The organism is Streptomyces chiangmaiensis (genome assembly GCF_036281785.1).
GTDB lineage: Bacteria > Actinomycetota > Actinomycetes > Streptomycetales > Streptomycetaceae > Streptomyces > Streptomyces chiangmaiensis.
In genome coordinates this window covers 1-5776 of record NZ_JAYWVC010000333.1, presented here as the reverse complement: position 1 = coordinate 5776, position 5776 = coordinate 1, and the positions used below count along the sequence as shown (strand labels likewise).

The 5776-nt window shown below is 70.5% G+C and carries 7 protein-coding genes and 2 pseudogenes; 7 read left to right on the top strand and 2 right to left on the bottom strand.

Going from position 1 to position 5776, the window contains the following annotated elements; translation table 11 throughout:
• Window positions 1-82: 82 nt before the first annotated feature.
• Window positions 83-291 (bottom strand): annotated as a pseudogene (locus VXC91_RS41695) (fluoride efflux transporter FluC); the annotation flags it as partial.
• Between the two features lie 55 nt (window positions 292-346).
• Window positions 347-1072: a sulfite exporter TauE/SafE family protein gene (locus VXC91_RS41690; RefSeq protein ID WP_329512573.1), complete on the bottom strand. Its 726-nt coding sequence runs from the start codon at window positions 1070-1072 to the stop codon at window positions 347-349.
• A gap of 233 nt (window positions 1073-1305) precedes the next feature.
• Here VXC91_RS41690 and VXC91_RS41685 point away from each other — a divergent pair, with 233 nt between their 5' ends.
• The 7 genes and pseudogenes from VXC91_RS41685 to VXC91_RS41655 all read left to right on the top strand — a co-directional run.
• Window positions 1306-2538: an MFS transporter gene (locus VXC91_RS41685; protein ID WP_329512572.1), complete on the top strand. Its 1233-nt coding sequence runs from the start codon at window positions 1306-1308 to the stop codon at window positions 2536-2538.
• A 103-nt stretch (window positions 2539-2641) separates the two neighbouring features.
• Window positions 2642-2977 carry a hypothetical protein gene (locus VXC91_RS41680; protein ID WP_329512571.1) on the top strand — a complete coding sequence of 112 codons (336 nt, stop codon included), beginning with the start codon at window positions 2642-2644 and terminating at the stop codon, window positions 2975-2977.
• Window positions 2974-3423: a MerR family transcriptional regulator gene (locus VXC91_RS41675; protein WP_329512570.1), complete on the top strand. Its 450-nt coding sequence runs from the start codon at window positions 2974-2976 to the stop codon at window positions 3421-3423. Before VXC91_RS41680 ends, VXC91_RS41675 begins: the two co-directional genes overlap by 4 nt.
• Complete coding sequence (locus VXC91_RS41670; RefSeq protein WP_329512569.1) at window positions 3404-3718, top strand: hypothetical protein; 315 nt, start codon at window positions 3404-3406, stop codon at window positions 3716-3718. The genes VXC91_RS41675 and VXC91_RS41670 overlap by 20 nt, the downstream gene beginning before the upstream one ends.
• A gap of 11 nt (window positions 3719-3729) precedes the next feature.
• Window positions 3730-4066, top strand: a pseudogene (locus VXC91_RS41665) (YnfA family protein).
• 85 nt (window positions 4067-4151) lie between these two features.
• Window positions 4152-4685, top strand: coding sequence for a RipA family octameric membrane protein (locus tag VXC91_RS41660; RefSeq protein ID WP_329512568.1), 534 nt, complete (start codon window positions 4152-4154; stop codon window positions 4683-4685).
• Between the two features lie 221 nt (window positions 4686-4906).
• Window positions 4907-5776: AAA family ATPase (locus tag VXC91_RS41655; RefSeq protein WP_329512567.1), on the top strand; the 870-nt coding region annotated here is incomplete at its 3' end.

Sequence of the window (5776 nt, the reverse complement as noted above, 5' to 3'; positions counted from 1 at the left end):
CTAAGGACTATTAATGAAGTTGGTGAGCCTTGAACCAGCGGGAGTGGCAGGACGGTTACCCCGACAGCCCGCAGCTTCAGGCTCAGAGGGCTTGGGCAAGGCCGACGCCGGTGAACGCGGCGCCCAGACCGGCTACGACGTTGGCAGCGGCGAAGAAGCGCGTCCGGACTCGGCCAGCCGCAGCGTCTCGTAGGAGCACGTCGAATAGGTCGTGAGCGCCCCGCACAGTCCGGTACCGATGAGCAGCTGCATCCAGTGGGAGGCGGCGCCATAGGTGACCGCTCCGGTCAGCCGGCAACACTTCGGGATCTGGCCCTGGTGCCCGTGATAGTGGCCAGGTGGATGATCAGCCGCCGGTGATAGCCAGCAGGAGACCGGAGGTGATCAGGCCGATCTCGACCACGATGACGAAGACGTGGGAGGGGAGCCGGTCGACGATCTTCTTGCCGGCCCAGGCGCCTGCGGTGCTGGCGGGTGCCAGGGCCAGGCCGATGACGGCGTTGGAGGCGGTCAGCACGGCTGCGGCGCCGAAGACGACCAGTTTGGTCAGGTGCATCACCACGGCGGAAGCGGCCTCGGTGCCGATGTAGGCGCCCTTCAGTAGGCCGCGGGCGAGGAAGAACGGGGCGACCATCGGGCCGACCGAGCCGACCAGAGCGGAGCCGAAGCCGGAGGCGGCGCCGACGGTGGCGAAGGCGCGGTCGTCCAGCCGGGCGGCGTGCGGCTTCCAGCGCCGCCAGGCGACCATGACCAGCAGGAACACGCCGATGAGGCGGGTGAGCGCGGGCAGGGGTGCGGTGGCGAACAGCATCGCACCGGCAACGGCAGCCGGGACGGCGCCGAGAGCGAAGATGCCGACCAGGCGCCGGTCGACCTCGTGGCGGTTGAACCACACCCGGCTGCCGTTGCTGGCCAGTTGGGCAACGGTGAGGACGGCGATCGCGTCCCGGGTGCCCAGGACCGTGACGAACACCGGCAGCAGCAGCGCCCCGCCGCCGAACCCAGCGACCGCGGACAGGGCCGCAGTGCCGAAGGCGGCGACGACGACGGCAATGACCTGCAGTGCTTCCATGCGGGGGATTCTTCCGCCCGCGGTGGCGGCAGGGCCGGGCGGGGTGGCTTCCCGGGAGGTTCAGCCTGCGGCGCCACCGCAGCCTCATTCCGCAGAGCACGTCCATGCTCCCACCGGCAAGCCCTCAAGCGTTGCCAGAACTCACAGAGATCGCCCTCCGACGAAACGAGGCGTTCTCGGCCCTGAGCGACAAGCCAGCTGCGTGAGGACACGGGTGGGGCAGACTGCCCGGCATGACCAGGAGTGAGCCGTCGGCTGACCAGACCACCGGTGATCAGGATGAGTGGCTGACGCCCGGCGTGCGGGGCATCGGCTCGGCGAGTTTCCTCGCTGACGTCGGCCACGAGATCCCCACCGCGCTGCTGCCGTCCCTGCTCACCTCCACCCTGGGCGCGCCAGCTGCGGCCCTCGGCGCGATCGAGGGCGTCTCCGACGCGCTCGCCGGAGCCGCCCGGTTCGGAGGCGGCGTGCTCGCCGACGACCCCGCCCGCCGCCGGAAGGTCGCCGTCGGCGGCTACACCACCACCGCCGTTCTGGGCGCCGCGACCGCCGGGGCGACCGCGGTGTGGCAGGTCGGCCTCCTGCGGGCGGCTGCCTGGACCGCCCGCGGCCTGCGTGTCCCCGCCCGCAACGCGCTGCTTGCCGACATCGTCCCCGCCAAGGCGTACGGGCGGGCGTACGGCTTCGAGCGGATGATGGACAACCTCGGCGCGATCTTCGGCCCGCTCCTCGCGCTCGGCCTGGTCGCGTGGATCGGCGTGCAGGGGGCGATCGGCCTGTCCGTCATCCCGGGCCTGCTGGCCGCCGCGGCGATCGTCTACGCGATCCGCTATATCCCGCGCCCCACCAGCCGGGACAAGGTGCCGCTGAAGATTCGCATCAAGCCGGTGTTGAAGGGCGACCTCGGTAGGCTGCTGGGATCGGTGGCCGCGTTCGAGGTCGGCAACGTCGCCGCGACCCTGCTCATCCTGCGGGCCACCGATCTGCTCGCCCCTGACCACGGGACGAAGGCCGCGACGACCATCGCGCTCGGCCTCTACACCGCGTACAACGTCGCTGCCACCCTCGCCTCCGTCCCCGCCGGACGGCTCTCCGACCGGCTCGGCCCCCGTGGCCCCGTCCTCGTGCTTGCCGCCGGCGTCTGCGCGTTCGCCCTCTCCTACGGCCTGTTCGCAGTGAGCGGCGCTGCCATCGCGTTCCTCGCTGTCCCGTTCGTCCTGGCCGGCGTCGGCATCGGCGCGGTGGAGACCGCCCAGCACTCCGCGGTCGCGGCGCTCGCCCCGGCCGACCTGCGCGGCTCCGCGTTCGGGATGCTCGCCACCGTCCAGTCGCTGGGCAACCTGGCGGCCTCCACCGTGGCCGGCGTGCTGTGGAGCGTCATCTCCCCGACCGCAGCGTTCGCCTACCTCACGGGCTGGATGATCCTGGCGCTCACCGGGCTGATGATCTCCGCCCGCCGACGCTAGCGGCGGGCAGCGGCCAGACTTGCAACCGGTACCCAGGTACAGGTTTACCGTCGAAGACGTCCCGCCTCCAGAAGGCATGGACCCGACGACAGGAGTGGTCACTATGACGACCTGGATACCGGCATCCTGCACGCTGCCCACCCCCGAGCAGCCGCTGCGGGTCGCAGAATTCGACGCGCTGTTCGCCGAGCGTCTGGCCGACACGTCCCGGCCCGACCGCCTGCGGTTGGAGATGCTGCTCACCGGCGGCGAGGGCGTGGAGGAGACGGTGCGCGACCTGGTGGCCCGCGAGAGCGGCTGCTGCTCGTTCTTCACCTTCACCGTCCATCCCGGCCCGGAGCACATCCGTCTGGACGTCGAGGTGGACGACGCGCACGAGGCCGTGCTGGACGCCCTCCAGGAGCGGGCAACGGCGGTAGCCGGCCGGGATGTGCCGTGAGCGGCACCGGTCTGCGCAGCGGGCAGGTCGCTCAGGCGGCCGGGGTGAACATCCAGACCTTGCGCTACTACGAGCGGCGCGGCCTGCTCGCCGAACCCGACCGCAGCCCCGGCGGCCACCGCCTCTACGACGAGGAGGCAGTCACCGCACTGCGGGTCATCAAGGCCGCCCAGCGGCTCGGGTTCACGCTGGAGGAAGTTGCCGAACTGCTGGAGGCGGGCCGCCACCGCCACGGCCGCCCCGTCTCGGGCCTCCAGGAGCGGGCCGCGGCCAAGCTCGCCGAGGTGGACGCGAAGATCGCGGACCTGACCACCATCCGCACCGCCCTGGCTGCCGCCGTCGAGGCGGGCTGCGACGACCTCACCGCGTGCGCCTCGATGCCCTGCTGCCCCATTCCCTTCACCGACCTCGCGGAGGAGAACCGCCATGCCGGCCCCTGCTGCTGACCCCCGCCCCCACCGCGCGCCGAAGGCACTCGGGGGCGTGGCCGCCCTGGCCTGTGTGGCGTGCTGCGCGCTGCCCGTCCTGATCACGGCGGGCGTCGTCGGAGCCGGCGCAGGGGCGGTGGTGGGCTGGCTGCCCGCCCTCGCCGTCGTCCTGGCCGTGCTCGCGGCGGGGACCTGGTGGCTCGGCCAGCGCCGCCGCTCCTGCACCTGCTCACCGAAGACCGCAGGTGAGGACGGATGCGGCTGCAAGGCGTCCGCCGACCCACTGAAGATCACAAGCGCGGGCCGCCGGTAGGGTCAGCCGGTATGACCGTCGCTCGATCCGTTGCCCTGTTCGTCGTCGCCGCCCTCTTCGAAATCGGCGGCGCCTGGCTGGTCTAGCAGGGCATCCGCGAGCACAAGGGCTGGATCTGGATCGGCGCCGGCGTCATCGCCCTCGGACTGTACGGGGTGGTGGCCACCTTCCAGTCCGACGACAACTTCGGGCGCATCCTCGCCGCCTACGGCGGGATCTTCGTCGCCGGGCCGATCGCCTGGGGCAATGGTCGCCGACGGCTACCGGCCCGACTGCTGGGACGTGATCGGAGCCCTGGTGTGCCTCGCGGGCATGGCCGTGATCACGTACGCGCCCCGCAGCCACTGACCTACTCCTGATCCACCGTGAGGTGACCTTTCAGCCTCAGCCGTGAGCGCGACTGCCGGAGCTGAACGCCCGGGCGGGAGGTCGCGTGCCAGCCGAGGCTGACATCGCTCGATTCAGCGATGGCGCCACACCTGTTGCACCCGATACCGTCAACGGCACCGGCGCTGAGCTGCAAGAAGTCGTCGAACTCCACGTCGCGCCACACCTCTTGCCCCAGAGAACATTCGCCGACGCGTCGCTTTACCGCTACCGCACAGCCGTGCTGGAGCAGTACAAGGTGTACGTGGAGTCGGCGGACCGCGCAAGCGCCCGCAGAAACGTGGCAAACACGTTCTTCCTCACCGTGAACGGGCTCTTGCTCACCCTCTTCGGGGCAGCTGCCGCATCGGAGGCGCGCGAGGCACCGACAGCTGGCGTCGTATGCGTCATGGTGGCCGCGCTCTGCCAGTGCCTGGTGTGGTGGGTGCAGGCGCGCTCGTACCGCAGGCTCGGTTCCGCCAAGTGGGCAGTCGTCGCCGAACTGGAGCTCCGGCTGCCGGCCCTCGCGTACTCGTCGGCCGAGTGGGGCGCAGCGCTGCCGAGCCGCCGCTATACGCCGCTCGGGAGCACTGACAGTTGAGGGTTCTTGATCGTTGTGGGCTCCATCATCGCCCGTGCGGGGTGGACGCCGGATCGCCCTGGCGGCGATCCGGTTGTCTCTGTCCTGCTTCGCAGGAGTCCGATTCCTCCCCGGCCTGAAGGCCGGGGCATCCTCAGAGGAACCCGGTGAATCGGGCATGGACATGTTGGCCTCGTGGTAGACATCTACATAGATTTGCTCTATGTAGATTGGGCATAGATATGACGGTGGGCTTCGTCGGCAGGGCGACCGAGCTGGCCCTGCTTGGGAAGCGTCTGAAACGGGTCGCGGAGTCAGGTTCGGGGACCGCCGTGGCCATCCGGGGGCTTCGCCAGGTGGGCAAGTCGCGCTTGGTGCAGGAGTTTTGTGACCGGGCGGGTGTGCCATACCTGTTTTTCACGGCAACGAAGGGTGCGTCCCCGGTCGAGGCGGTGACCGGGTTTCTTGCCGATCTCAAGGACTCTTCCCTGCCCGCTGACCCGGAGCTGGTTCCCACGCATGCGGCGGGGAGCTGGCCGGACGCCTTCCGGGCGCTGGCGTCGGTACTGCCGGATGCCCCGGCCGTTGTCGTCCTTGACGAGCTGCCGTGGCTGGCCGAGCAGGATGACCTGTTCGACGGAGCACTGCAGACCGCGTGGGACCGGCTGCTGGCCGGGCATCCGGTGCTCTTGCTCCTGCTGGGCAGCGACATCCACATGATGGAGCGGCTCACGGCCTACGACCGCCCGTTCTACGGGCGGGCCGACAATCTCGTGCTCGGCCCGCTCAATCCGGCAGAGACCGGTGGCGCCCTCGGCCTCGATGCGGCCGATGCGATCGACGCACATCTGGTTTCCGGGGGCCTGCCCGGCATCCTGCGCAGTTGGCCGCACGGCACTCCAGCCCTGTCCTTCATCCAGGAGGAGTGCGCCGACCCCGCCTCGCCGCTGTTCAGCGTGCCCGAATCGTCCCTGCTGGCCGAATTCCCCTCGCCCGACCAGGCACGCCGGGTGCTGGAAGCGGTGGGAAGCGGGGACCGCACCCACGCCAACATCGCAGCAACCGCCGGGGGGGGCGGCAAGGCTCGCTGCCTTCCGGGTCGCTATCGCCGT